The sequence below is a fragment of the Clostridium bowmanii genome, from assembly GCF_018861315.1.
Classification (GTDB): Bacteria; Bacillota; Clostridia; order Clostridiales; family Clostridiaceae; genus Clostridium_AD; species Clostridium_AD bowmanii.
In genome coordinates this window covers 1-25,438 of record NZ_JAHLDL010000029.1, presented here as the reverse complement: position 1 = coordinate 25,438, position 25,438 = coordinate 1, and the positions used below count along the sequence as shown (strand labels likewise).

Here is a 25,438-nt window from a genome sequence, read left to right as displayed (position 1 = left end):
TAGCCTGGAATGAGATGTTTTATACTTTATAATTGTTATTTTTGGCCTTGGTGCTTCTGAAGCGTTTGCCTTATATTTGAAGTAATTATATCTATAGCTACTTTATTATGTCCACCTTCTGGTATAATAATGTCTGCGTATCTTTTGGTAGGCTCAGTAAATTGTTCATGCATTGGCTTAACAACATTTAAATATTGTTTTATAACAGAATCTGTTGTTCTACCTCTTTCATTAATATCTCTAACAAGCCTTCTTATAAATCTCACATCTGCATCCGTATCTACATATATCTTAATATCTAACATATCTCGAAGAACCTTTTCCTGAAGTACAAGAATTCCTTCAACTATAATAATTTCTTTTGGCTCCACAGAAACTGTTTCTTTCATCCTATTATGTACCTCAAAATTATATATAGGCTTCTTAATAGATTGTCCTTCTAAAAGGAGATTTAGATGCTCAACTAAAAGTGAAGTGTCAAAAGCATCTGGATGATCATAGTTAGTTTTTATCCTTTCTTCAAAAGAAAGGTCACTTTGATCCTTATAATAAGAGTCCTGTTCAAGCATTGCAATACATGAGTCATCAAACTGTTTATAGATTTCTCTAGCTATGGTGCTTTTACCTGAACCCGTTCCTCCAGTTATCCCTATTGAAATCGGACGATGCATTATTTTTCCTCCTTGGATTTTATAAGTATATCATTCTCATGAAGTTTTTCCATAACATTTACGGTAAATAACATCTGAGCTCTTGGAGCGGATTCTATGATTTCCCCCCTAGAATCTCTCATATCTTTGAGAACAATTAATACATTATCTCCCACAGGCCTTAGTACCTCAACAGTATCACCCTGATATACCTTATTTCTTTGTTCTATTGTTGCAATATTATTTTCTTCATTATATTCCCTTACAATTCCAACGATATCATAATCTCTAATATATGAAGAGGATTCATATATTTGTTTGTTAGGATCTCCAAAGTAAAATCCAGTATAATATTGTCTATGGCTAGGTTTTAGGAGATTATCCATCCATTTTGGCTGAAATTTATAGTTTTCCGGATCCTCTAAATAGCTATCCACAGCTTCTCTATAAGATTTACATACAGAGGCAACATAATATGAGCTTTTCATTCTTCCTTCTATTTTAAAAGACATTATCCCTGATTCCATAAGTTCCGGTATATGTTCTATCATGTTTAAATCCTTTGAATTCATTATGTAAGTACCTTTATCATCTTCAATTATAGGAAAGTACTCCCCATCTCTTTTTTCTTCCATTAAGAAATATTTATATCTACACGGCTGAGCACACTGTCCCCTATTAGCATCTCTACCCGTCATGTAATTTGACATAAGGCATCTTCCTGAGTAGGACATACACATAGACCCATGAACAAAAGCTTCTAGTTCACAAGTATCAGGTAATTTTGCTCTAATTTCTTTTATTTCTTTTAAGGATAATTCTCTTGCAAGAACAATTCTTTTTACTCCTTGCTTATGCCAAAAAATAGCCGATTTATAGTTTACATTGTTAGCCTGAGTGCTTAAGTGAATTTCTAAATTTGGTACAACTTCTCTAGCTACCATAATAATTCCTGGATCAGATACAATAATGGCATCTGCACCTATTTCATATACCTCTTTTAGATAATCTTCAAGGCCATCTAAATCCTCATTGTGAGGAAAAACATTTAATGTAACATACACCTTTTTCGCTTTTGAATGTGCAAATTCTATACCTTCTTTTAATTCTTCAGTACTAAAATTGTCTGCAAAAGCTCTTAAATTTAATTTGCTTCCACCTAAATAAACTGCATCTGCTCCAAAATTTATAGCTGCTTTTAATTTCTCTAAATTACCTGCAGGTGCTAATATTTCTGGTTTCATTAGTTTCATTCCTCCTTGCTACTCTCTGCACATTTTCTTACTGTAACTGAAATACCATCTCCCATTGGTATTACAGAAGTTATAAGCTCGTCATTACTAGATACTAATTCTAAATAACTTTTCATGCGTTTTATTATAGTTACTTTTCTACGTGTTGCAAGTTCTTTTGATGCAACCATTCCTCTAAATAGGACATTATCAGCAATAAGAACTCCTTGTTTTTTTAAAAGTCTTAAACAGTGTGGAAGAAAATGATTATAGTGCCCTTTACCTGCATCTATAAAAATCATATCATATTCACCGCGAAGATTCTCTAAAACTTCTAGGCAATCTCCTTGTAGAATAGTGATTTTATTTTGTAATCCATATTTTTCTATATTAGCTGTTGCAAGATCTATCATTTTTTCGTCTCTTTCTATAGTGGTAATTTGACAGTTCCCACCCATAGCTTGATTCATTAAAATAGCAGAATATCCTATGGCAGTTCCAAGTTCTAGTATTCTACTCGGTCTATTCATAGTTACCATTAATTCTAAAAATTTTGCAGTTTCCTTTTGAACTATAGGCACTCTATTCTCTAGAGCAAAATTTTCTAATTCTTCTAAAATGCTAGTATTACTAGGAATCAATTTTCTTAAATATTGTTCCATATAATCATATGTTATCCCACTCATTTAATTTCCTCCAAAAATAAATTTAGGCACATGAAAATAAATAACAAGTCAAAGCTGTTAGTATATTTTCATGTGCCTAACACAGTTAACTAAAATCCTTGTGTTACAGCTTTAACTTTTAAGAATTTATCATAGTTATCTGTAAAAAAATGTTTTCCATCATTATTGGAAACAAAGTATAGATAATTTGTTTTAGCAGGAGATAAAGCTGCTTTAATAGATTCTTTTCCTGGGCTACATATTGGTCCTACAGGCAAACCATCCACCATATAGGTATTATAAGGTGATTTAACTTTTAAATCTTTATTATATAGTTTTTCTCTATGTTCACCAAGTGAATATATAACAGTTGCACAAGATTGCAACTGCATGTTTTTTCCTAATCTATTATAAAAAACTGATGCTACTTTGTCTCTTTCGTCTCTATCACTAGCTTCTTTTTCAACAATTGATGCCATTATTATTATATTGTCCAATTTCTTCATATCTATAGGCTTTTCTTTGTTTATCTCATTTATAGTTGTGTAAAACTCATCCACCATGGATTTAATTATTTCATTTCCACTCATACCAGCTTTAAGTTGGTATGTAGCAGGAAAGAGAAACCCTTCCAAGTTAAATTTTCGAGTTTCTTTGTTTTGTATATAAATTGGTAGCTTGTAATCTTTACAACTTTCTTTAAACTTTTCACTTTCTATTATGCCTTTTTCTTGTAGAAGCTTTGCAATATCATTTACATCAAATCCTTCTGGTACAGTTACTTTTATAATATCTTCCTCATGTCCTACAGTTGATAAAATAGTTACAAACTCTGTAACTGTAGCATCCTTCGGTACAAAAAACTTTCCCATATGTATATTGGACTTGATACCATTTTTTTTAATATAAAGCTTTATAATACTTGAATTTTTCATAGCCCCATTTTGGTTTAAATTATCTAGTATACTATATAAAGTGTCTCCATTTTTAACAATAACATGGATATCTTTTCCGGCTTTAATAGGATGCTGTATTATTTTATTATACTGGAAAATCCCAGCTAACACGCAAACTATTAAAATTCCAATTAATAGCCCTATCTTTTTCATTAAACCACCCCATAATTAAAACTACTTACTTTTTCTAGTAGTTGCTCTTTTTCTTTCCCCTGAATCTAATATTCTTTTTCTCATTCTAATATTTAGTGGAGTTATTTCAACTAGTTCATCTATAGCTATAAATTCTAAACATTGTTCTAGTGTCATTTGTTTTACTGGAACTAGTTTAGGTGATTCATCTGCTCCTGAAGACCTAGTATTTGTTAATTGTTTCTTTCTACAAATATTTATTTCCATATCTCCTGCTCTTGCACATTCTCCTGCAATCATTCCTGCATATACAGGTACTCCTGGCACTATGAAAAGAGTACCACGATCTTGAGCATTAAATAATCCGTAAGTAATTGATTCTCCTGTTTCAAATACAATTAATGATCCTCTACTTCTATCTGGAATTTCACCTTTATATTTATCATAACCATCTAGAACGTGATTCATTATACCATTACCCTTAGTATCAGTCATAAGTTCACTTCTAAATCCAATTAAACCTCTTGATGGTATTTTAAATTCTAATCTAGTGTAACCATTTATAGCTGAAGTCATATTTACCATTTCTGCTTTTCTAGGTCCCATTTTTTCCATTACTACACCCATAAATTCTTCTGGAACGTCAATTGTAAGGTATTCTATTGGCTCTGTTTTATGTCCATTTTCCTCTTTATATATAACATTTGCTTTTGACACTTGGAATTCATATCCTTCACGTCTCATAGTTTCAATTAGAACTGAAAGATGAAGTTCTCCTCTTCCGCTTACTTCAAAACCATCTTCAATTTCTACTACTCTCAAACTAACATTGGTTTCAAGTTCTTTCATAAGTCTATCTCTTATGTGTCTTGATGTAACAAAAGTTCCTTCTTGGCCTGCAAAAGGAGAATTATTAACCATGAAATTCATATTTAGTGTAGGCTCATCAATTTCAATGAACGGAAGTGCTTCTGGCTCATTAATATCAGCTATTGTCTCTCCGATGTTAATGTCTGGAATACCAGAAACTGCTACGATATCACCAAGCATTGCTTCTTCAGTTTCTTCTCTTTTAAGACCATTGTAAACATAAAGGCTTGAAACTTTAACATTGTTTATTGTTCCATCTTTTCTTATAAGTGCTATTTGTTGATTTTTTTTGATTGATCCTCTTTCAATTTTACCAATTCCAATTTTTCCAACATACTCATTATAATCAATAGTTGAAATAAGCAATTGAAGAGGCTGATCTAAATATCCTTCAGGTGCTTTTACATTTTTAATTATAGAATCAAATAATGGCTCCATGTTGTCACTTACATCTTCAACATTTAATTTAGCATACCCTTCTCTAGCAGAAGCATATACCACTGCAAAGTCTAATTGTTCATCATCTGCTCCAAGTTCTACAAATAGGTCAAAGACTTCATCAAGTACTTCTGAAGGACGACCATCTTTTCTATCAATTTTGTTTATAACAACGATAGGTTTAAGATTTAATTCTAATGCCTTTTTTAAAACGAATTTAGTTTGTGGCATTGCGCCTTCATATGCATCAACAACAAGAAGTACACTATCAACCATCTTAAGTACTCGTTCAACTTCTCCACCAAAGTCTGCGTGGCCAGGAGTATCAACTATGTTAATTTTAATTCCGTTATGCATTACTGCTGTATTTTTAGAAAGAATTGTTATTCCTCTTTCTTTTTCTAGGTCATTAGAGTCCATTACTCTTTCTTGTACTTTTTCATTTTCTCTAAAAACATGGCTTTGCTTAAGTAGACAATCCACGAGTGTAGTCTTGCCGTGATCTACGTGCGCAATTATTGCTATATTTCTAACATCATTTCTTGTAAATAAATTCATATTAATCCTCCAATTTTTTTTTCGTAAGTAGTTTACACATTTTACACAAACAAAAATTGGATACGTCTTGAAGTATCCAATTTTCGCATTTACTATACTTATTCTAATATTATCTTGCAAAAAAGTCAACTAGGTGTATTATACATTGTTACCAAATGACTAAAAAAATTCGATTATTTATCTAAGCATTTGTCGCAAATACCATAGAATTTCAAACTATGATCTTCAACCTTAAAATTATATTTTTTTTCAACTATTGTCTCTAATTCATCAAGCAAATCTCCCTGTACCTCCAACACTTTACCACAGCGATTGCATATTAAGTGATGGTGTTGATGGTTTTCATCTTCATGGATTAGTTCGTATCTACTACATCCATCATCTAAATCTAGCTTTCGAATTACATTCATTTCTTCTAAAAGTTGAATTGTTCTATAAACTGTGGCAAGACCTATTTCTGGGCAGTCAGATTTAACCAAGTCATATAGTTCTTCCGCAGTAAGGTGGCTACCTTCACTCTTAATTATTCCATTTAAAATAGCTCTTCTCTGCGGAGTAAGCTTATATCCCTCTTGCTTTAAGGTTTCTTTTAAACTCTCAATAGTCTCTGGAGATAAATTTGACATATATGTACCCCTCTTCCACAATTATCATTTGACTTACCACTGTAAATTACATTTAATATACTCTTATTTTAATACTTTTTTAAGATTTTGTCAATTGATAATCATTTAGTTTTAAGAAAACAGGTTAACTAGTTTAAATTTCCACTAAAAGGAGTTAATCTTCCTCAGAAAAAACAGTCTCATAAGCTTCTGAAATCATTTCAAATTCTTCGTCGTCTTCTATTGTTACTAGAATATCATTACCCTCTGCATCCTTATCAATTCTTAGTGCAATTGCATCAATATCCTCTTCTCCAGTTGGTGCAACTATAATATATTCTTTATCTTCAATGTCTAATTTAGTTAGTACATCAAATTCTATTTCTTTACCCTCTTCATCGTTTAATAGTATAGTTTCAACATTGTTATCCATCTTATTATCCCCTTTCAGATTATACATTTAATGATATTTTAATTTCAGTTACATATTTTGTATGCGTTTTTTTATAGACGTGTACCTAAACTGTCTAAGTACCCTTGCAAAATAAATGTAGCTGCAATTTTATCCACTATTTTTTTTCTTTTGTTTCTTGATAAATCGCCCTCTAACATAACTCTATTGGCTGCAACTGTTGTTAACCTTTCATCCCACATTTTCACTTCTAAATTCAAAGTTTCCCTTAGCTGCGTGCAAAACCTTTGAACCTTTTCTCCTTGTGGTCCTATAGTTCCATTCATGTTTTTAGGAAGTCCAGAGACAAAACTTTCTACATCATACTGCTTGCAAATTTTTGCTATTTCCTCAATATCTAAAACTATGCTTTTTCTTTTAATTGTTGTTATTCCTTGTGCGGTTAATCCTAAAGGATCACATACAGCTATCCCTATTGTTCTGTCTCCAATATCTAGTCCTAATATTCTCATTCACATACTCCTTTTGTAACAGCCTAATTAATATAGCATCATTATTAAAAAATAAAATGCCCACTAGGGCATTTTATTTTTTAATGTCTAGATAAGATTTCAAAACCTCTTCTAAGATTTCATCCCTCTCTAGCTTTCTTACTAACGCTCTTGCTCCATTGTAATTCGTTATATATGTCGGATCCCCAGAAATTAAATAACCTACCATTTGATTTACTGGGTTATATCCCTTTTTTATAAGTGAATTATATACATCAGTCAAAATAGTTTTTGTTAAATCTTTTTTATCTTTTACAAAATCAAATTGGACTGTATTTTCATTATCCATTATATATACTCCTTTCCTCATTATAAACTAAATATTGTAAATTATACAATTTTATTATTTAAAATAAAAATTTTATAGTTATTACAGTTTTTTAGTTATACTAAGTTTCATAATTACATGTTAACGATAATTAATTTACTTATCACTAATTATATTATAAAACAACTGTAGCAAAAAGTATACTATTTTACAAATGTTTCTATTATAGCTGGTACTTTATCTATTGCGTCATCTAATTTTTCTGGAAGTTTCCCACCCGCTTGAGCCATATCAGGTCTTCCACCACCGCCGCCACCAGCAATTTTAGCAACTTCTTTAATTATTTTTCCACAGTGTACTCCACTATCTATTGCAGACTTAGAGGCCATTGCAACAAATTCCACTTTGTCATCTACGCGGCTTCCAATTACCACCACACCATCACCAAGTTTATCACGAAGTTTATCAGCTAAATCTCTTAGTGCGTCACCGTCTATACCTTTTACAACTCCACAAATAACCTTAACTCCTTTAACATCTCTAACATTATCTAAAATTTCATCTACTGAAGAAGTAGCTAACTTACCTTTTAATAATGCTATCTCTTTCTCTTTGTCTTTTAATTCTGCTAATTGAATTTGCAATCTATTGGTTATGTCTTTTTCTGTGCATTTCAGAGTACTAGCAATTTCTCTTAATAAAATATTTTTATCTTCTAAATATTTTATAGAATTACTACCTGTTATAGCTTCAATTCTTCTAACTCCTGCTGCTACTCCTGCTTCAGATAATATTTTAAACATTCCTATTTCCCCTGAGTTTCTTACATGAGTACCTCCACACAATTCTTTACTAAATCCTCCCACAGAAACTACTCTAACATCCTCTTGATACTTTTCATCAAATAATGCTATAGCACCACTTTTCTTGGCTTTTTCTATGGTCATAACATTAGTATCAACATTATATACTTGCATAATATTATCGTTCACAATTTTCTCAACTTTAACAATTTCTTCTTCAGTTAATGCAGAAAAATGTGTAAAATCAAATCTTATTCTATCTTCATCTACATAAGAACCTGATTGATGAACGTGATCACCTAATACTCTTTTTAATGCTTCTTGTAGCATATGAGTTGCAGTATGATTTCTACAAATTTCAGTTCGTCTAATTTTGTCAACCTTAAGTGTTACGGTTTCATCCTTTTGTAGTGTTCCTTCTAGTACCGTAACAAAGTGTGCAACTTTACCAGACGCATTCTTTTGACAATCCTCAACTTCAGCCTTGAAATTGTCATTATATATTATTCCTCTATCTCCGATTTGGCCTCCCATTTCAGCATAAAAAGGAGTAACTTCTGTTACTATAATTCCTTTTACACCCTTTGAAAGCTCTGTTACAATCTCTTCCCCTCTAATTAAAACTCTAGCTATAGCTGAAAGCTTTGTTTTATCATATCCATCAAATTTTGTTTCTATATTTTTAGGAATTAAATTCAATTGACTTTCTCCGTTGCCCATGTAATTTGAATGTCCTCTAGCGGCTCTTGCTCTTTGTCTTTGACTCTGCATTTCACTATTAAAACCTTCTAAATCAATCCCTATACCTTTTTCTTCCAATATTTCTTCTGTAAGTTCAAATGGAAAACCAAAAGTATCATATAATTTAAAAGCTTTATCTCCACTCAAAATTTTATTATTATTGTTCTCAAGCTCTTCTATATAAACTTTTAAAATATCCATACCAGAATCTAAAGTTTCTGTGAATCTTTCCTCTTCTAGCTTTATAACCTTCTTAATGTAGGCTGCTTTTTCTTTTAATTCTGGGTAAGCTTTAAATGAATTTTCAATAACTGTGTTACAAAGTTTATTTAAGAAAGTATTTTTAATTCCAAGTAATCTACCATGCCTTGCTGCGCGCCTAAGTAGACGCCTAAGAACATAGCCCCTTCCTTCATTAGATGGAAGTACTCCATCACTTATCATAAATGTTGTGCTCCTAACATGATCTGTTATAATTCTAAGTGATATATCATCTTTATGATTTTCTCCATATTTTACTTTTGAAACCCTAGAAACTTCTTCTAAAATATTTTTTATAGTATCTACTTCAAATATGCTTTTAGTACCTTGCATTGTAGCCGCTATTCTCTCAAGACCCATACCTGTATCTATGTTAGGATTCTTTAATTTGTTGTAGTTGCCACTGGCATCCTTATCAAATTGGGTGAATACTAAATTCCAAAGTTCTATTACCCTATCTTCATTTCCTGCTTTTACAAATTCTTCAGCAGTTTTTATCTGACCTAGTTCTACATTTCTATCAAAGTGTATTTCAGAACTTGGTCCACAAGGTCCTTGACCTATTTCCCAAAAATTATCTTCTTTTCCTAATCTAAAAATACGGGTCGCATCAATGTCTGTATCTTTACTCCATATATCAAAAGCTTCATTATCCTCTAGGTATACAGTTACATATAATTTTTCTTTTGGTATCATTAAAACCTCTGTCATATACTCCCAAGCCCATGGAATAATTTCCTTTTTAAAATAATCTCCAAAAGAAAAATTTCCAAGCATTTCAAAAAAAGTACCATGTCTTGAAGTCTTGCCTACATTCTCAATATCCCCTGTTCTAATACACTTTTGGCAAGTAGTCACCCTAACACTCGGTGGTGTTTGCATTCCCGTAAAATACGGTTTAAGGGGTTGCATACCAGCATTTACTAGTAATAAACTAGCATCATTCTTAGGTACTAGAGGAAAACTCCCTAGCCTAAGATGCTCTTTACCTTCAAAAAATTTAAGATAGGATTCTCTAATTTCATTAAGTCCTAATTTTTCCATAATATCTCCTCCGTTTATTTATTACATTCTGTTCTAGATTTCAAAAGTTCATAATTTTCTATAATAAAAAAAACTTTACTCCCCCAAAACAAGGGACGAAAGTTTTCCGCGTTACCACCCTAATTATACCGCTATATAATTAACAAAATTAATTACAATGCAATATCTCTCAAGAAACATGGTTCAAAGATAGCTTCAATATATCTAGCAAGAAGTTTTCACCATCCACTCCCTCTCTAAATGCACAAATATATTTATTAATTCTTATCATTACCGAGTATTTAATTATACAACTACATTATAGCATATTTTGCCTTAACACATCAATATATACAATATATACAATATATAAAAGAATATATTTGTAATATTGTAATCTTTAAAACAGATAATAGTTTAAGTCCTTATATATGACCTTAATCACTACTCCCAGTGGCACCGCAAGAATCATCCCTAAAATTCCGCCAAGATTTCCACCTAAAATTAATAATAATATTACCGTTAAGGGATGCATACTTATACTGTCTCCAATTATTTTTGGTGATAATATATCGCCTTCAATTTGTTGAAGTACAAAAAAACATAATGTTACATATAAAGCTGTCTTAGGAGAAATTAAAAGCCCTATTAAAATAGCAGGTATTACCCCAAATATGGGTCCGAAATAAGGTATTATGTTAAAAATCCCATTTATCAAGGAAAGTATTAATGGAAAATCAACTTTCAAAAATATCAAAATTAAAAAGCTAGCAATAGTTATGAATCCACATAAAATAAGTTGACTTATAATATATTTCCCCAGAACCTTATCAATATCCTCTATAATTTTCTTTATCACATTTCTACTCTCTGGTGGAAAAATTATTAATGACTTATTTATCATATTTTCACTATCCCATAAAAAATAATATATTATTAAAGGCGCTACTGTGTAAGTTATTATATTTTCACCAAGGTTCATAATAGAATTTAATACTTTATCGAATATTACAACTATTTGACCATTTGCTTTGTGGTTTATGATGTTTAGAATATTACTCATAACTTTATTTTTATTTAATACTTTTATCTTCATATTTAAATTAATCAAATGATTCCCTAAATCATTAAGTGACTTATCCATATTTAAACTTTCACTAAATAAGGCTGGAATAAGTAACATAAATAATACTACAACAAAACCTACTAACCCAACTATTATTAAAGAAGATGCTAATTTTTTATTTATACCTTTCCCAATTAAAAACATATACATAGGTTTTAATATATAAGCCAAAATGAAGGAAATAAAAACTAGATTTATTAATTGTTTAACAATAGGTATTTTCATTGCCATAGTGATTATTAGTACAAAAATAATAATACAGACAATGGTAATAAGAAGTTTTCTTTTATTAATTTTTTTCATTGGTTTTAGCCTCGACAAAAAAGTTATGTGGCACACTTTTAAAAGAGTACTCACTACAATTAGGAATGTATAATATGTTTTCTTCACCAAGAATTAGTTCATTTATTAGCATTATTCTTTTACCTCTAAGTAAATTTATAATAAATCCTGAAGACACTATGACACCCTTTATGTCAAAGGTATCTTGAGCAAAAGTAATATCCTCCACCATACCAAATATATTATTACATTTGTCTATTACGTCCATATTAATAAAGCTATGCAGACATAAATATTCATTTTTATCCACTTTCTTAACTATCATGCGTTTATTTGCATATATAATGTCTTGTTTTAATACACTTACATTTTTGTGAAAAAGTTTATTTGGAGATATTAAAAACCCAATTACTTTCCCATTATTAAAATCTATTAACAAGTCTTTGATAAACCCGATTTTCTTGCCCTCTACAGTAATAACATCCATAAATATAAAATCCTTACTTTTAAACATAATATCTCCTATATGAAAACCAATCATTTACTTTATAGTTATGTTTTCCAATTAGTCTAAGAATTATTACATAAACTAAAACTAAATTCACAATTTTTGTAATAGGAAAAGCTAGAATAATGATTTCTTCACCTTAAAGGATAGAATTGAGGCTCTCTAAATGTAATTTCAATGTTTCTATGCTTTTTATTTGAAGTCAACCTCCGAAGAAATTCATACTATATCACATTTATACTAAGATGTATCTACTATGGATAGCAACTAAAAAAAACACTAAATCGCAATAATTCCCACAAAAAATCTTTTAGCCGGTAGGCTGCAGATGTGGTGCATATGCTTTAAATTTTATATTATCAATAACAGAAGATGATAAATTTACTAACCGCATAAATTTAAATTTCTGTTATCATTATCAGCTATTGAAACGCAGTGTAAATCTCTGAAATAAGCTGTTTTTTCTTATTTCAAATTATCTTTCCAAAGCTCAAGATTTTGTGACCCTCTATAATTATTTATTGCATTATGTATAGTTTGTTCTGCCAATACTGAGCAATGCACTTTTGAAGTTGGTAATCCTTCCAGAGCTTCAATAACTGATTTGTTAGTTAGTTTCCATGCCTCCTCCGTGGTTTTGCCCTTTACAAGCTCTGTAGCTATGCTAGAAGATGCTATGGCTGATCCGCAGCCAAACGCTTTAAACTTAACACTCTTTATTATGTTATTTTCAACTTTTATATAGATTTTCATTATATCTCCGCAATTAGGGTCTCCTGCTTCTCCAATACCATTAGCATCACCTAATATTCCCACATTTCTTGGACTATAAAAATGTTCCATAACCTTATCACTATACATCATAATTTTTCTCCTTTTCTTATAGCAAAAATAGTTTGCATTTTTCATTTTCTAACTATTTTAAGTTCTAGTATTATCTCCTATAGATACAGAGGGATACCTAGTTTTTTAACTAGATACCCCTCTGTATTTATTATCCACCAAAATAGTTTTATTTATATTAGACACATTCAAATAAATAACAAGTCATTATGATATAAATTTCAACTTATTATTTATTAAATGTGTATTACACTTATAAAACTTCTTCTATTATGCCCCCACCTACTACTAAATCTTCTAAATAGAAAACTACTGATTGGCCTTTTGTTATAGCTCTTTGCTTGTCATCAAAAACAAGTTTTATTCTATTGTTTTCTAATGGAATTAAAGTAGCGAGTTCTGGTTTTGCAGAATATCTAATTTTAGCTGTAACTCTTAAGTTTGATTTAAGTTTATCAAACAAAATAAAATTTAAATCTTTAGCTATAAGCTCTGTTTTAAAAATATCCTCTTCGTCTCCTATTACTACCTGATTAGTTAGTTGATTGATATCAGTAACAAAAACAGGCTTACCTAGTGCTATACCTAGCCCTTTTCGTTGTCCTATAGTATAGTACACTATTCCTTTGTGCTTCCCTAAAACTTTTCCCTTTTTATCAACAAAATTACCTGACTTAATTTCCCTACCACTATACTTTTTAATATAAGCTCCGTGATCATTATCAGGTATAAAGCAAATTTCTTGGCTATCTTTTTTTCTAAAAACTTCTAATCCAATTTTCTCTGCAATATTGCGTATTTCTGGCTTAGTGTAATCTCCGCAAGGCATTAAAGTGTGACTTAATTGATCTTGAGTTAAACTATACAAAGCATAGGTTTGATCTTTATGATTATCATCTGCTTTTTTAAGAACATATCTAGCATCGCACTTTTCAATTTTAGCATAGTGGCCCGTAGCTATATAATCAGCTCCAAGTGCCTCTGCTTTTCTTAAAAATTCTTTAAACTTGATATCCTTATTACATACTATACATGGGTTTGGAGTTCTTCCTTCCATATATTCATCAATAAAGTTATCAATAACGCTTGCCTTAAAAGCATCTTTAAAATTCATAACATAAAAAGGTATATCTAATACATCTGCAACTCGCCTTGCATCATTTGCTGCAGAAATAGAACAACATCCGCCTTCGTTTTCTTCATAATCAGGATTATCTGCAGAGAGTTTCATCATAATTCCTATAACTTCATATCCTTGCTCTTTCAAAAGGTATGCTGCCACAGAACTATCTACTCCCCCACTCATTCCTATAACTACTTTTTTTTTCATCTAATATCCCCTATTCTCCGTGTACCTCGGCATGTATATCATCATGTGATTTGTAATCCCATACTTCAAGTCCAGCCTTACTTCTATAATCATTAATTGCTTTGTGAATAGCTTCTTCAGCAAGTACTGAGCAATGCATTTTTATTGCAGGAAGACCATCTAAGGCTTCAGCTACAGCTTGATTGGTTAGTGTCCATGCTTCATCTACAGATTTACCTTTTATAAGTTCTGTAGCCATACTAGATGATGCTATAGCAGATCCACAACCAAAGGTTTTAAACTTTGCATCTACTACTATGTTATCTTCTACTTTTAAATAAACTTTCATAATATCTCCACATCTAGCATTACCAACTTCACCAATTCCATCAGCATCTGGAATTTCTCCTACATTTCTTGGATTTGTAAAATGGTCCATAACTTTTTCACTGTATATCATATTATTTTTCCCCTTTCTTTAAGAAGTCATCATATAATGGTGACATATATCTTAGTCTTTCAATAATTTTTGGTACTGTCTCTAATACAAAATCTACTTCTTCTTCAGTAGTTTCATCACCTAAAGTTAATCTTAGGGATCCGTGAGCTATTTCATGAGGAAGACCTATTGCGAGTAAAACGTGAGATGGATCTAAAGAACCAGATGTACATGCACTTCCGCTAGAAGCTGCAATACCATTTGCATCTAACATAAGTAGGATAGATTCACCTTCTATAAATCTAAAGCAAATATTTGAATTACCTGGAAGTCTCTTTTCTCCTCTTGGTCCATTTAATCTTGTATATGGTACTTCTAATAATCCATTCATAAGTTTATCTCTTAAATAAACCATCTTTTTATTGTTTTCTTCCATGTTTTGAGTTGCAAGTTCAAGAGCTTTACCAAACCCTACTATGCCAGCAACATTTTCAGTACCAGCTCTTCTATTTCTTTCTTGTCCACCACCATGTATTAAATTGTCTATTTTAATACCTTTTTTTACATATAATGCTCCAACACCTTTAGGGCCATAAAATTTATGAGCAGCTATTGATAGTAAGTCTATATTCATTTCTTTTACATCTACTGGAATATGACCTACAGCTTGAACTGCATCTGTATGGAAAAGTATTTTCTTACTTCTACATAATGCTCCTATTTCTTTTATTGGTTCTATTGTTCCAATTTCATTGTTAGCAAACATTACTGATACTAAAATAGTTTTATCTGTAATAGCATTTTCTAAATCCTTAATATTTATAAGACCATATTCATCTACTGGTAAATATGTGATGTCAAATCCATTCTTAGCTAGATATTCACAAGTATGTAATACAGCATGATGTTCAATTACTGTTGTTATAATATGATTTCCCTTTTGCTTGCATGCAGAAGCTATACCCTTTATTGCCCAGTTATCGGCTTCTGATCCTCCACCAGTAAAGAAAATTTCATTTTCATTAGCATTTATAGCTTTAGCAATCTTATCTCTTGCAATATCAATAGCCTTTTTAGTTTCTCTTGCTAGTGTATAAATTGAAGATGGATTACCAAAGTATGCTGTGAAATAAGGCATCATCTCTTCTAAAACTTCTGGTTTAGTGTAAGTGGTTGCAGCATGGTCCATATAAATTGATTTATTCATTATGTTTCACTCCTTTATTTAATGTAATTTCATTATAATCGTCTACAATATCTTTTAAAGTTATTGATGTAGTCACACTATCTATACTATCTTTAATTTTCTTCCATAATAATCTGGTAGCACAACAATCAATATTATTACAAGCCCCGTCTTCAAGGCAATCTGAAACCTCAATAGGACCTTCAAGCACATTGATAACATCATATATAGTTATTTTCTCTGGTGATCTATTTAGTATGTAACCGCCTTGAGCTCCCCTTACACTTTTAATAAGTTTAGCTTTCCTAAGAGAAGAAAATAATTGTTCTAAATAATATTCAGAAATACTTTGTCTTTCGGAGATGCTTTTTATAGATACAGGTTGATCTCCATAATTAATTGCTAAATCTACCATGGCTTTAACCCCATACCTTCCCTTAGTAGATAATTTCATTCAATCACTCCTTCAAAGTAGAGTGTTTTACTATACTTTCTAAATTTATAATATCAAACCCTAGTAATCTTGTCAACTATAAATAATTTAATTTCTCGTTATAATTTCCTACTATAGGCTAAATTATAAGATTATTCATTAATACTCTACCTATAAATCGATAATGCTCAAAATTATATAATGAAAACAATCACTTAAGTTTGAATTTATATTCATTCTTGAAGAATTTTCTTATTTATAGTATAATTTAAAAAATGGTTTGAAGGACTAGCACCCTTGTACTTACGTACTTGCATGGGTTTTTATATATTATTTAGGAGGTATTGAAATGATAAATCAAATTGTAAAACCATCAATTTTGCCTGGCTTCATGGAATTACTACCAGGAGATCAAATTCAGTTTAACAAATTGGCAGACACAATACGTAAAACTTATGAAAGCTATGGATTTATGCCCATAGATACACCAATAATAGAGAAATCAGAAATTCTACTGGCAAAGGGAGGCGGAGAAACTGAAAAACAAATCTATAGATTTTTAAAGGGTAACACTGATTTATCCCTTAGATTTGATTTAACGGTACCATTAGCTAGGTATGTGGCACAAAATTACAGTTCACTGACGTTCCCTTTTAGGAGATACCAAATTGGCAAAGTATATAGAGGAGAGAGAAATCAAAAGGGTCGCTTCCGTGAATTTTACCAGTGTGATATTGATATTGTTGGAAACAATAATTTAAATATTTTGAATGATGCTGAAATACCTAGTATTATTTATTCAGTATTCAATAACCTTGGTTTCAAGGATTTTACTATAAAAATCAACAATAGAAAACTATTAAATGGATTTTTTGAAGCCTTAGAAATTCAAGATGGCGAGGTAGTTTTAAGGGTTATCGATAAAATAGATAAAATTGGTGTAGAAGCAGCCACAGAAGAGCTATTGGGTAGTGGGTTAAAAGATGAAGTTGTAAAAAAAATTCTTAAATTTATTAATATTAGTGGGAGCAACCAAGATATTTTATTATTATTAAGTAACTTAAATATTTCAAATGATAGCTTTAAAAAAGGCATGGAAGAGCTTTCAATAGTTACTAAATACGTAAAATTGTTTGGAGTTCCTGATGATAATCTTAAAATAGATTTAAAAATTACCAGAGGTCTTGATTATTATACAGGTACAGTTTATGAAACCTTTTTAAATGAATACCCATCTATTGGTTCTGTGTGTTCAGGCGGACGCTATGATAATTTAGCTGAGTACTATACAAAGCAAAAACTACCAGGAGTGGGAATTTCAATTGGCCTTACTAGATTATTTTATCAATTAAATGAAGCTGGTTTCTTTAAAAATGATACTAATAAATCTATAACAAAAGTATTAATAATACCACTTGATAATAATCTTGATTATGGAATTTCTCTTGCAACTTTTTTAAGGGATAAGGGAGTAATCACAGAAATATACACGGAGGAAACTAAACTAGTAAAGAAACTTGGTTATGCAGATAAATTAGGTATTCCTTTTGTAATTTTAATAGGCGATAAAGAAGTTGAAGATAAAACTGTTACTATAAAGAATATGGTAACAGGCCAGCAAACAAGTGTTAATTTTAATGATGCTTATAAAATAGTTAATTCATAAATCAATATATCACAAAAATATTAGTATCCCACAAATATATTGGGATACTAATTTTTTTTAATCACCTTCCCATCATAAAACTAATACTATATACTGTGAATAATTTTATAAGGAGGATTATTATGTCTTATAAAGATAATAGTCCAAGCTACAGAGATCTGATTCTTGGTGTAAACAAAAAGGTCCCTCTTATATCTGGAAAAAGTGTAACTGCAATCAATTTTGATAATGCAGCAACTACACCACCCTTTAAATCTGTTATGAAAGATATTGTTGATTTCGCTCCATGGTATTCCTCCATTCATCGTGGAGAAGGATTCAAGTCTCAACTTACTACTAAATTATATGAGGATTCTAGAAATACGGTTAGCAGGTTCGTACATTCTGATTCCAATAATACAGTTATATATGTTAAAAATTCAACCGAAGCCTTTAACAAGCTTTCCAACCTATTATACGATTCCAATAAAAAAAATGTTATTCTAACAACAGACATGGAGCATCACTCTAACGATCTTCCTTGGAGAGATAAATTTATTGTAGACTATATATCTATAGATGAATCTGGTAGGTTGTCCTTAGATGATTTAGAATCTAAGTTAAATAAATATAATAATTATGTAAAACTAGTTACAATTACAGGTGCCTCAAATATAACTGGATATAAAAACCCCATTTATGATATAGCTAAATTAGTTCATAGATTCGGCTGCAAACTACTTGTGGACGGTGCGCAATTAATACCCCACGCACCTTTTATTATGAATAGTGACAATACCGAATATAATATAGATTTTTTAATTTTTTCTGCTCATAAAATGTATGCTCCTTTTGGCATCGGAGTATTAATTGGTCCAAAAAATTTTTTAGATAATTGCTATCCTGATTTGGTAGGTGGTGGAACAGTAGATATTGTAACTCATAATTTTATAAAGTGGAATGATTCTCCAGAAAGGCATGAGGCTGGTTCCCCAAATGTTATAGGAACTATAGCTCTATCCTCAGCTATTAAGACATTGAGTAAGATTGGTATGACTAATGTAGAGTCTATAGAAAAGAATTTGACCGCCTATGCCATCTCTCAAATGAAAAACATTCCGAATTTAAAAATATATTGTGACATTTCTAAAGAGGTTGATAGGGTTAGCATAATCCCCTTTAATATTAGTGGAATTCACCATGCCACAGTTGCAAAAATACTTTCCTATGAATGGGGAATTTCAGTAAGAAGTGGATGCTTTTGTGCTCAGCCCTATCTGGCTAAGTTATTAAATATTTCTAGTGAATTTGCACAAAACCGCATAGCAAATCCTGATTTATACCGTCCTGGGATGGTTAGATTAAGCTTTGGACTATATAATAGCTACTCAGAAATTGATATATTAGTTTATGCCCTAAGTAAAATTTCATTAAAGAGGAATTATTATATATTGAAATATCAAAATATGAAAAAAACTCTTTTTGACGTATAATCCATGATATTTATGGGTTAAATAAAAAATAGTACACTTATAAATTTTGTGTACTATTTTTATATGATTTATATATTTTTTTCAGTGTAGTAGTTATAGTAAATTTTTTACTTAATATAAGCTTCTACTATTTCTCCATAATATAAAGTATGGTTATTTCATGTTTTATAAGAGCTTTCGATTATTCTATAGAAATAATATTACTATAGGTATAGTTATTCCAGAAACTATTGTAGTTATAAATACACACTGTGAGGCGAGTAGGCTATCACCACCGTATTTTTCAGAAATTATAGGAGCCATTACCGCTGCAGGCATTGCTTGTAATATAACACATATATTTAGTAATAAATCATCTACCTTTAAAAGTTTTAACACCACATACACAATCATTGGGACTATTAAAAGTCTAACTGCAGTAGCATAATATACAGAAACGTCAGAAAACGCAGTCTTAAACTTCATTTCTGCCAGCATTGAGCCAACAATTATCATAGATATTGGTGTTGTGGTAGATCCCACTAGTTTTAGCGAAGTAGCAATAGGTAACGGTAAATTTATTGAAAATGCGAATAAAACCAGTCCAATAAATACTGCTATAAGTGCTGGATTTGCTACTGCTCTCCTCATAGATTTAAAATCTTTCTCTCCTGTAAATAGCATCACTCCTACTGTCCATACTAAAATGTTAAATGGTATATTAAATATTGCTGCATAAAAAACACCTATACTACCATAAATACTTTCAAGCACAGGATAACCCATAAAGCCTACATTGCAAAAAATTGTTATAAACCTAAAAATCTGTTGTTTACCAATGGGATACTTAAAAAACAGAATTTTACTAATAAATATCAAACTTATGTGTATTAAAAAAGAATAAAGTAAAATTTTTTGAGCATTACCAACCATTTCTGCTTGATATTTAATATTAAATGATGTAACTATCATAAATGGTAATGTTATATTTAATAATAATTCTGATAGCCCTTTATCAACTGCGTTGTTAAGAAATTTCTTTTTCTTTGCATAAAATCCCACCATCATAATAATAAATAATACTAAAACTTGATTAATTAACTGGCTATTTCCCATTTTACTCTCCTCAATTAAAACATACTAGTAACTTAATATTAACATAATAATTGGAGACAGTTAAGAAGTATTTTAAAGTTTTAAGCATATACTTTATAAATAATTCATATTAAAACAAATAAGGTTACTAATAAGTGCAAGGGGGAATTTAAAGTGTTTATTAATATGGACCAATATATGTATGAACTTTATAAAGAGGCTGAATACTGTAAATATAATATGATGTGTGCAAATACATTTGATCATGAAATTTTTTATAAAAATTCGCTCAATGAAAAACTTTGTGAATTAAGCGACTTGCTAGAAGACGATTTTAAAGTTTCAAGTAATCTATCTTCTCAGGTTAGTGAAATTAGACAGCAGGAATTCACATTAGCACAATTAGCAAAATATAATGGTGCTAACGGTAACCCATCCTATGTGGCAATAAATGGAATGGTTTATGACGTAAGTAATTTTCTATCTTGGAGTGGCGGATATCATTTTGGTGTATCTGCAGGAACAGACGCAACTGAAAATTTTTCTACCTGCCATGGGGCCTCAAACATAATTGGAAAATTACCTAAGATAGGTGTATTAAAAATTCAATAAGATAATATAACTAAATATGCATTGGGCGGTTTTAATTTTTCTTATAACCTCCCTTAAAATAAGGCACATTAAAATAAATAGCAACTCAGTATGCTAATGTATTTTAATGTGCCTAAATTTATTTACAATTATATAAACTCCATTTTTCTATTTTTAAAATACACAGGTTTCAAGTCACATACCTGACATATCCTACTCGCTACCGTAAAATTGTTACCAATATCCTCTGCATAATGAGCATCTGAACCTATAGTTACATATTTCCCACCTATTTGTTTGTATGCGCTATAAACTTGGACTAAATTTTTATATGCTTCCACATTCTTAAGTCTTCTAGTATTTATCTCCATTACTTTTCCATTGTGTACTAAAGCTTTAAGTACTTCATCAATATATTCCTTAAATTCAAGATAATTTATTTCGTTATCCTTATAAGTAGCATATCTAGATATATAATCAATATGACCTAAGCTATCGATAAAATCATATTTTTTTACGCAATCAACCATACTTGAAAAATATTGTTCAAAAAATTCACTTTTACTTTTTCCTTCATATGATTTAGGATTAAAAATATCTTCCCCATCAGCTGCATGTATGGATCCAATTACATAATCAAAAGGATATTTATTAATTATTTCTCTATTTTCTTCTATACAATTCAATTGCATTCCAATTTCAATTCCCAGCATGAGCTTGCTGCTTTTGTACTTCTCGTAGTCTTTAAAATATTTATCTATATCAAAAGTAAAATCTGTTCCTGTTGGAAATTTCAAATCTAGATGTTCTGTAATAGTCATGCCTATATCAAGCTTTGTACCATGTTCTATTCCGTGCTGAAGCTTCATTTCAGAGTCTGAAGAAAACTCTGTATGTATATGTGAATCTACCATAAGTCATCTTCCTCCCACTTTTTAAAATTTTATAAACAGATTTTATTAAAATTTTTAAAAAAACTAATCTAAATAGTATTTACTAACATATGGGGAAGTCATAGCCTGCATTAAACAAGCATAATTCATATTGAAATCAACAATATCCCCAACCTTATAATCTTTTTCACTTTTAGTAACATCTAATATTAAATGATCACTACTTGCACCAAGAATTTTAACTTTCTCATTTAATGGCGATAATCCATCAATTTGAATATCTTGCCTACCTAACGCAATAATAGCTCTTCTTATTATACCCTCATCCTCAAAATGAGGTTTTTTTCCAAATGCATCCATACCAATTGTACCCGTTGGAACGGATGGTTTATTTTTAACTTCAATAATTTCTCCCTTAAGTATAAAGCTGTCGTTATAACAATTGTCTATTTTATGACCATAGGCAGTTTCTGTGCCCAAAACAATAGCCTCACCTACTCGAAGTTGGTTTATACCACTAGGAATAGTACCATTCATAACTAGGGGAAGGGAACTGGAATTTCCACCTGATACAACAGGTAACTGAATCCCTAACTCCTTTTGAATTTTATCTTTAATTTCAATTAACTTACCTAGATTGGCTTCATCTGGGATAACTCCCCCATAACAAGTTAGGTTAGTACCGATTCCTACAAGCACTATATTATCAATATTAATAATTTCTTTTACTGTATCTAAAACATCCTCTTCAAGTACACCTTCTCTTAGATCTCCTAAATCAATCATTAATATAATGCTATGGGTCTTTTTCATTCTCTTTGCAGCTTTAGAAATTTTCTTAATAGTAACTATTTCTGAATTAAGGCTTATATCCGCATACTTTACTACAAGCCCAGCATTACTTCCCATAGGAATTCTTAAGAGTAATTTTTCGCATTCTATATCCTTTGCCTTTTTAAGATTGCCTATTCTTGCGTCAGCTATGCCCTTAATACCACCTTTAATCATTGCTTTTGTAACTGGAGTATTGGCACAATAGGATTTTGTAACCCCAAAAACAGCTATTCCTTTTTTTTCGCACATATTTACAATTTCAACAGTATTATGTGTTATTTTGCTTAAGTTTACCTCTATACATGGATAGTTTGTTCCCATAATTTAAGACTCTCCTTTAGTTGCATAATTGCAACCTTTTATTTTAAGTGCTATTTTAGTGAGAATACTATTATATTTTTCAACTTAATCATAGTAACTTTAATTGTAACACACTCACCTTAAATAATAAAACCAAATTTGGATGCAAATATTTTTGCATTCAAATCCGGTCTTTATAAATTAATTTTGAAGCACTGTGTGCTTTGTATTAATTATATCTCCGCCACCAGAGATTGTTGCAGGATATGTTCCAGCAATAGTGTCATTGTCAACAATCCAATTAAATGTAGCCACTCCTGTTGCATCTGTAGTTCTCCATTGAATAACTGAGACGGTTTTATTTTCTTTCTTATATGAAGTCTTTATATTATATTGTGTATTAGGTATTCCTTTTATTGTTATAACACCAGTTCCACCATGTTCTACAACTGATGCAGCATTAATAATTTTCAAATGGCTTTGGGCTATTATAAATTGTTTTTGTGATATGTTCCCGGATTTGACCATCGATATTGCTTCTACATTACTATGATATCCCATAATGCACACACCTAAAAATAAAATCCACGCTACCTTAAATTTCATAAAAATCACCTCTTAATATATATTGTACCCAAGTCTTATAATAATATTAGGTGCCACTCATGTGGCAATTTCTAACAATATAAAAATTTGGCTGAACTAGTTAAAAGGTAATATGTACAAACTTTTTTAACTACGATTTTTAGCTTATTCTCATCTGGTGATTTAAAAGAAAATAACGAATGTAAAAATTGTGGGCATATATGGTAAATAGTTGAAATGCCTCATAGGATTGCAGTTTAGGTGCTATCTCATGAGGCATATTTCAGCTTATTTTACTACAAGTCTGCAGGGAAAACTAAACCTATTTGTTTTCTTGTTTCATCCATTGACTCCATTACCCACTTAGAATTTTGTAGTAACTTGGAGCTACCCTCTATGTCATTATTCTTAATCATAGTTATAAAGGTCTGTATTTCATAGCACATATCATGTTCATTATGAAATTGTGTAAGATCTTCTTCTTTTCCATCTCTAAAAATCAAAGTCACTTTTTCAAATTTATTAATATTTTGAATTATTATATTTCCGTCTTCGCCTTGAATCTCTGAACACAAATTTGAATTTGTTATTTTTGAATACACAACTATAGCATCCATTTCATCATACTTAAATATTATGCTTCCTTCCCCATCAACACCTGATTCCAAAATTAGTGCATTTGCTTTTATTTCCTTTGGTTTACCAAACAAATGTATCATGGGATGAATACAATAAACACCTATATCCATTAGCCCTCCATTGGATAGTTTTTGATTAAATGCATTTAGTATTATTCCTTCCCTATATTTATCATATCTAGAAGAATACTTACAATAAATTCCAAAGTATTTTCTTACCTTACCTATTCTATGTAGATTATCTTTAATAATTTTAAAATTAGGGAGTTGCGTCGTTTTCATTGCTTCCATTAAGATAACCCCATTATCTTTTGCAGCATTTATCATATTATTCACTTGTTTTGCATTTGATGCAAAAGCTTTTTCACACAATACATGTTTTTTATGGTTTAGAAATAATATAGCTTGCTCTGCATGTACTGCATTTGGCGATGCAATATACACTGCATCGATTAAATCACTTTTTGCCATTTCCTCCAAATCTGTGAAAACATGTTGAACGTCATATTTTTTTGCAAAGGCAACCCCTTTTTCTTCATTTCTTGAATAAATTGCTGTTAAAATAAAATCTTCAACCTTCGAACCACCATTTAAAAACCAGTCTGTAATATTATTTGTTCCTATAACTCCAAATCTTATAATTTTCTTATTCATTAAGCTCATCTCCTATACATATATTTTAGATATATATAAGGTATCATACTTCTATGCTATTTAATATATTATTGACAAAATATACAATAAATCTTATCCTAATTCAACAATAATAATTATTACTTCACAATAATTTAACCTAATTGAATTTTAAAATAATTTTAGTTCTTTGTAAAAATAATATAAACGAGGTGGTATTTTGAGTAATAAAAAAATTCTAACTGGCAATGGACAGAGCTGAAGCATAATAATATAGTCCTTGTATATCAAGGGCTATAAACTTTTTTTGAAAAACTTTTTCTTAAATGGCGCTGAACAAACCTATAACTGCAATGTTATGATAATATTAGAAAGGTAGGTGGAACAAAATCATGGACAATATTATCATGGAATACTCCGGTAAAAAATTCACTTCTGAAGATATAGAACTTATAAAATGG

The 25,438-nt window shown here is 30.5% G+C and carries 25 protein-coding genes; 3 read left to right on the top strand and 22 right to left on the bottom strand.

Annotated features, from left to right (window positions below; genetic code table 11):
• Positions 1-35: 35 nt before the first annotated feature.
• The 17 genes from udk to KPL51_RS17160 form a co-directional block, all read right to left on the bottom strand.
• Positions 36-671 carry a uridine kinase gene (gene udk / locus KPL51_RS17240; protein ID WP_216164040.1) on the bottom strand — a complete coding sequence of 212 codons (636 nt, stop codon included), beginning with the start codon at positions 669-671 and terminating at the stop codon, positions 36-38.
• Entirely contained in the window at positions 671-1,903 is a 1,233-nt protein-coding gene (locus KPL51_RS17235) for a peptidase U32 family protein (RefSeq protein WP_216164038.1), read from the bottom strand. The genes udk and KPL51_RS17235 overlap by 1 nt, the downstream gene beginning before the upstream one ends.
• On the bottom strand, positions 1,900-2,568 hold the full coding sequence (locus KPL51_RS17230; protein WP_216164036.1) for an O-methyltransferase: 669 nt from the start codon (positions 2,566-2,568) through the stop codon (positions 1,900-1,902). The genes KPL51_RS17235 and KPL51_RS17230 overlap by 4 nt, the downstream gene beginning before the upstream one ends.
• A gap of 89 nt (positions 2,569-2,657) precedes the next feature.
• Positions 2,658-3,656: an endolytic transglycosylase MltG gene (gene mltG / locus KPL51_RS17225; RefSeq protein WP_216164034.1), complete on the bottom strand. Its 999-nt coding sequence runs from the start codon at positions 3,654-3,656 to the stop codon at positions 2,658-2,660.
• A gap of 21 nt (positions 3,657-3,677) precedes the next feature.
• Entirely contained in the window at positions 3,678-5,501 is a 1,824-nt protein-coding gene (typA, locus tag KPL51_RS17220) for a translational GTPase TypA (protein WP_216164032.1), read from the bottom strand.
• Positions 5,502-5,674: 173 nt separating this feature from the next.
• The gene (locus KPL51_RS17215; protein WP_216164030.1) at positions 5,675-6,127 is read right to left on the bottom strand and encodes a Fur family transcriptional regulator; all 453 of its coding nucleotides are present in this window, start codon (positions 6,125-6,127) and stop codon (positions 5,675-5,677) included.
• Between the two features lie 154 nt (positions 6,128-6,281).
• Positions 6,282-6,539 carry a DUF1292 domain-containing protein gene (locus KPL51_RS17210; RefSeq protein WP_216164028.1) on the bottom strand — a complete coding sequence of 86 codons (258 nt, stop codon included), beginning with the start codon at positions 6,537-6,539 and terminating at the stop codon, positions 6,282-6,284.
• Positions 6,540-6,610: 71 nt separating this feature from the next.
• Positions 6,611-7,030: a Holliday junction resolvase RuvX gene (ruvX, locus tag KPL51_RS17205; protein WP_216164026.1), complete on the bottom strand. Its 420-nt coding sequence runs from the start codon at positions 7,028-7,030 to the stop codon at positions 6,611-6,613.
• Between the two features lie 73 nt (positions 7,031-7,103).
• Complete coding sequence (locus KPL51_RS17200; protein ID WP_216164024.1) at positions 7,104-7,358, bottom strand: IreB family regulatory phosphoprotein; 255 nt, start codon at positions 7,356-7,358, stop codon at positions 7,104-7,106.
• Between the two features lie 182 nt (positions 7,359-7,540).
• Entirely contained in the window at positions 7,541-10,186 is a 2,646-nt protein-coding gene (gene alaS, locus KPL51_RS17195; protein ID WP_216164022.1) for an alanine--tRNA ligase, read from the bottom strand.
• A 379-nt stretch (positions 10,187-10,565) separates the two neighbouring features.
• Positions 10,566-11,594 (bottom strand): AI-2E family transporter, encoded by a 1,029-nt coding sequence (locus KPL51_RS17190; protein ID WP_216164020.1) that lies wholly within the window; start codon positions 11,592-11,594, stop codon positions 10,566-10,568.
• Positions 11,581-12,087, bottom strand: a complete 507-nt coding sequence (locus tag KPL51_RS17185) for a PRC-barrel domain-containing protein (RefSeq protein WP_216164018.1) — start codon at positions 12,085-12,087, stop codon at positions 11,581-11,583. Before KPL51_RS17185 ends, KPL51_RS17190 begins: the two co-directional genes overlap by 14 nt.
• A 459-nt stretch (positions 12,088-12,546) precedes the next feature.
• On the bottom strand, positions 12,547-12,942 hold the full coding sequence (gene nifU, locus KPL51_RS17180; RefSeq protein WP_512699089.1) for a Fe-S cluster assembly scaffold protein NifU: 396 nt from the start codon (positions 12,940-12,942) through the stop codon (positions 12,547-12,549).
• A gap of 235 nt (positions 12,943-13,177) precedes the next feature.
• Positions 13,178-14,254: a tRNA 2-thiouridine(34) synthase MnmA gene (gene mnmA / locus KPL51_RS17175; protein ID WP_216164014.1), complete on the bottom strand. Its 1,077-nt coding sequence runs from the start codon at positions 14,252-14,254 to the stop codon at positions 13,178-13,180.
• A 10-nt stretch (positions 14,255-14,264) separates the two neighbouring features.
• A complete protein-coding gene (nifU, locus tag KPL51_RS17170; protein ID WP_216164012.1) occupies positions 14,265-14,693 on the bottom strand; it encodes a Fe-S cluster assembly scaffold protein NifU in 429 nt (142 codons plus the stop codon).
• A 1-nt stretch (position 14,694) separates the two neighbouring features.
• Entirely contained in the window at positions 14,695-15,879 is a 1,185-nt protein-coding gene (gene nifS, locus KPL51_RS17165) for a cysteine desulfurase NifS (RefSeq protein ID WP_216164010.1), read from the bottom strand.
• Positions 15,872-16,312 (bottom strand): RrF2 family transcriptional regulator, encoded by a 441-nt coding sequence (locus KPL51_RS17160; protein ID WP_216164008.1) that lies wholly within the window; start codon positions 16,310-16,312, stop codon positions 15,872-15,874. Before KPL51_RS17160 ends, nifS begins: the two co-directional genes overlap by 8 nt.
• A gap of 328 nt (positions 16,313-16,640) precedes the next feature.
• Between KPL51_RS17160 and hisS the strand changes: the two genes are divergently transcribed.
• Positions 16,641-17,957: a histidine--tRNA ligase gene (gene hisS, locus KPL51_RS17155; RefSeq protein WP_216164006.1), complete on the top strand. Its 1,317-nt coding sequence runs from the start codon at positions 16,641-16,643 to the stop codon at positions 17,955-17,957.
• A gap of 122 nt (positions 17,958-18,079) precedes the next feature.
• Positions 18,080-19,429, top strand: a complete 1,350-nt coding sequence (locus KPL51_RS17150) for an aminotransferase class V-fold PLP-dependent enzyme (protein WP_216164004.1) — start codon at positions 18,080-18,082, stop codon at positions 19,427-19,429.
• A gap of 186 nt (positions 19,430-19,615) precedes the next feature.
• On the opposite strand, the gene KPL51_RS17145 is transcribed toward KPL51_RS17150, so the two are convergent.
• Entirely contained in the window at positions 19,616-20,524 is a 909-nt protein-coding gene (locus KPL51_RS17145) for an AEC family transporter (RefSeq protein WP_216164002.1), read from the bottom strand.
• Between the two features lie 153 nt (positions 20,525-20,677).
• Between KPL51_RS17145 and KPL51_RS17140 the strand changes: the two genes are divergently transcribed.
• Positions 20,678-21,115, top strand: coding sequence for a cytochrome b5 domain-containing protein (locus KPL51_RS17140; protein WP_216164001.1), 438 nt, complete (start codon positions 20,678-20,680; stop codon positions 21,113-21,115).
• A 128-nt stretch (positions 21,116-21,243) separates the two neighbouring features.
• On the opposite strand, the gene KPL51_RS17135 is transcribed toward KPL51_RS17140, so the two are convergent.
• The 4 genes from KPL51_RS17135 to KPL51_RS17120 form a co-directional block, all read right to left on the bottom strand.
• Positions 21,244-22,008 carry a histidinol phosphate phosphatase gene (locus KPL51_RS17135; protein WP_216163999.1) on the bottom strand — a complete coding sequence of 255 codons (765 nt, stop codon included), beginning with the start codon at positions 22,006-22,008 and terminating at the stop codon, positions 21,244-21,246.
• A gap of 63 nt (positions 22,009-22,071) precedes the next feature.
• Positions 22,072-23,142 (bottom strand): ornithine racemase Orr, encoded by a 1,071-nt coding sequence (orr, locus tag KPL51_RS17130; protein ID WP_216163997.1) that lies wholly within the window; start codon positions 23,140-23,142, stop codon positions 22,072-22,074.
• Between the two features lie 180 nt (positions 23,143-23,322).
• Positions 23,323-23,727 (bottom strand): hypothetical protein, encoded by a 405-nt coding sequence (locus KPL51_RS17125; protein WP_216163995.1) that lies wholly within the window; start codon positions 23,725-23,727, stop codon positions 23,323-23,325.
• A 275-nt stretch (positions 23,728-24,002) separates the two neighbouring features.
• Positions 24,003-24,998: a Gfo/Idh/MocA family protein gene (locus KPL51_RS17120; RefSeq protein ID WP_244998121.1), complete on the bottom strand. Its 996-nt coding sequence runs from the start codon at positions 24,996-24,998 to the stop codon at positions 24,003-24,005.
• Positions 24,999-25,438: the final 440 nt, after the last annotated feature.

Excerpts from the sequence above, each read along its gene's own strand:
- udk (WP_216164040.1), bottom strand. The coding sequence starts at position 671 with ATGCATCGTCCGATTTCAATAGGGATAACTGGAGGAACGGGTTCAGGT.
- KPL51_RS17235 (WP_216164038.1), bottom strand. The coding sequence starts at position 1,903 with ATGAAACTAATGAAACCAGAAATATTAGCACCTGCAGGTAATTTAGAG.
- KPL51_RS17230 (WP_216164036.1), bottom strand. The coding sequence starts at position 2,568 with ATGAGTGGGATAACATATGATTATATGGAACAATATTTAAGAAAATTG.
- mltG (WP_216164034.1), bottom strand. The coding sequence starts at position 3,656 with ATGAAAAAGATAGGGCTATTAATTGGAATTTTAATAGTTTGCGTGTTA.
- typA (WP_216164032.1), bottom strand. The coding sequence starts at position 5,501 with ATGAATTTATTTACAAGAAATGATGTTAGAAATATAGCAATAATTGCG.
- KPL51_RS17215 (WP_216164030.1), bottom strand. The coding sequence starts at position 6,127 with ATGTCAAATTTATCTCCAGAGACTATTGAGAGTTTAAAAGAAACCTTA.
- KPL51_RS17210 (WP_216164028.1), bottom strand. The coding sequence starts at position 6,539 with ATGGATAACAATGTTGAAACTATACTATTAAACGATGAAGAGGGTAAA.
- ruvX (WP_216164026.1), bottom strand. The coding sequence starts at position 7,030 with ATGAGAATATTAGGACTAGATATTGGAGACAGAACAATAGGGATAGCT.
- KPL51_RS17200 (WP_216164024.1), bottom strand. The coding sequence starts at position 7,358 with ATGGATAATGAAAATACAGTCCAATTTGATTTTGTAAAAGATAAAAAA.
- alaS (WP_216164022.1), bottom strand. The coding sequence starts at position 10,186 with ATGGAAAAATTAGGACTTAATGAAATTAGAGAATCCTATCTTAAATTT.
- KPL51_RS17190 (WP_216164020.1), bottom strand. The coding sequence starts at position 11,594 with ATGAAAAAAATTAATAAAAGAAAACTTCTTATTACCATTGTCTGTATT.
- KPL51_RS17185 (WP_216164018.1), bottom strand. The coding sequence starts at position 12,087 with ATGTTTAAAAGTAAGGATTTTATATTTATGGATGTTATTACTGTAGAG.
- nifU (WP_512699089.1), bottom strand. The coding sequence starts at position 12,942 with ATGTATAGTGATAAGGTTATGGAACATTTTTATAGTCCAAGAAATGTG.
- mnmA (WP_216164014.1), bottom strand. The coding sequence starts at position 14,254 with ATGAAAAAAAAAGTAGTTATAGGAATGAGTGGGGGAGTAGATAGTTCT.
- nifU (WP_216164012.1), bottom strand. The coding sequence starts at position 14,693 with ATGATATACAGTGAAAAAGTTATGGACCATTTTACAAATCCAAGAAAT.
- nifS (WP_216164010.1), bottom strand. The coding sequence starts at position 15,879 with ATGAATAAATCAATTTATATGGACCATGCTGCAACCACTTACACTAAA.
- KPL51_RS17160 (WP_216164008.1), bottom strand. The coding sequence starts at position 16,312 with ATGAAATTATCTACTAAGGGAAGGTATGGGGTTAAAGCCATGGTAGAT.
- hisS (WP_216164006.1), top strand. The coding sequence starts at position 16,641 with ATGATAAATCAAATTGTAAAACCATCAATTTTGCCTGGCTTCATGGAA.
- KPL51_RS17150 (WP_216164004.1), top strand. The coding sequence starts at position 18,080 with ATGTCTTATAAAGATAATAGTCCAAGCTACAGAGATCTGATTCTTGGT.
- KPL51_RS17145 (WP_216164002.1), bottom strand. The coding sequence starts at position 20,524 with ATGGGAAATAGCCAGTTAATTAATCAAGTTTTAGTATTATTTATTATT.
- KPL51_RS17135 (WP_216163999.1), bottom strand. The coding sequence starts at position 22,008 with ATGGTAGATTCACATATACATACAGAGTTTTCTTCAGACTCTGAAATG.
- orr (WP_216163997.1), bottom strand. The coding sequence starts at position 23,142 with ATGGGAACAAACTATCCATGTATAGAGGTAAACTTAAGCAAAATAACA.
- KPL51_RS17125 (WP_216163995.1), bottom strand. The coding sequence starts at position 23,727 with ATGAAATTTAAGGTAGCGTGGATTTTATTTTTAGGTGTGTGCATTATG.
- KPL51_RS17120 (WP_244998121.1), bottom strand. The coding sequence starts at position 24,998 with ATGAATAAGAAAATTATAAGATTTGGAGTTATAGGAACAAATAATATT.